General features: G+C 72.7%; 1 protein-coding gene and 1 pseudogene. Both read right to left on the bottom strand.

The genetic code is table 11. The features are described 5' to 3' along the window. Positions 1 to 230 (bottom strand): annotated as a pseudogene (locus tag AC1RWI_RS38000) (esterase/lipase family protein); the annotation flags it as partial. Then, on the bottom strand, positions 227 to 793 hold the full coding sequence (locus AC1RWI_RS37995) for an RDD family protein (protein WP_492870885.1): 567 nt from the start codon (positions 791 to 793) through the stop codon (positions 227 to 229). The pseudogene AC1RWI_RS38000 and the gene AC1RWI_RS37995, both read right to left, overlap by 4 nt. Positions 794 to 931: the final 138 nt, after the last annotated feature.

The following is a 931-nucleotide window of genomic DNA, read 5'->3' as shown; positions in this document are numbered from 1 at the left end:
GGAGGGATCGGGGGGCGCGTCGCCTCGGGCTCGCCCAGGCCGGGCAGGGTAAAGGCAAAGGCGCAGGCAACGGACAGCCCCAGTATCGCCAGCACCGCGCCAATGCCGGCCAGCAGGCCGGCGGCGAGGGACCACCCATGCAGGGCGTGCAGTTCAGCGGCGCAGCCTAGCGCCACGGCGGCCTGCAATGCCACCGCGATGCGGCGCAAGGCGGCGGCCGACAGGCTCATGGCTTGGGCGGGCGCAGATCGGTCAGGCGGGTACGGGCGAGGCGGTCATGCAGGAACTGCCGCTTGGGATCGAGCAGGGCCAGCAGGACCCAGGCGAGCAGGCCGGCGCATAGCACGCCGACGAACGGGCCCTTGACCAGGCCGAGCAGGTGCCCGAGTGCCGCCGAAGGCGGCAGCCACAGCCATGCCAGCAGGTAACGCAGCGTGGCCTGCGGCCAGCGGGGGGGCGCGCCCGCAGCCGTCTCGACCCGCATGCGCCACGTCTGCATGGCGAGCGTCTGCCCGTTGCGCTGCCAGAACCAGACAAAGTAGCAGCCCAGCACCAGGAAGCTCCAGCACTGCATCGCGAGCGGGCTGTCCAGCCCAAGCTGCTGCAGCGCCGGGCGCGCCAGCAGGTAGACCCCCGTCGAGGCGCTCAGCACGCCGAACAGCAATACGCCTTCGTACAGCATGCAGGCGATGCGGCGGCGGATCGTCGGTGCCTCGGCCGGGCGCACGGGACTGTCCGGCGCAGCCGATGTGGCTGGCCTGGCGTTGGGTTTGGGCGTGGTCACGGCAGGCATGGCGGGTATGGCGATAGGGCGGTGGGGCCGTCAGGCCGGAGGAGGGCGAGGCCGGGCAGCGAAGGCCGGGCCGCGAGGCAGCAAGCGAGCGCGGCCAGGCCGGCGCAAGCGGCATTATGCCAAAGCGCGGGTGGGGCG

It is taken from the genome of Cupriavidus sp. MPR-AND1C, assembly GCF_058809705.1.
The sequence above is the reverse complement of the archived record's forward strand: the minus strand, read 5'-3'. Positions and strand labels throughout refer to the sequence as shown.

Excerpts from the sequence above, each read along its gene's own strand:
- AC1RWI_RS37995 (WP_492870885.1), bottom strand. The coding sequence starts at position 793 with ATGCCTGCCGTGACCACGCCCAAACCCAACGCCAGGCCAGCCACATCG.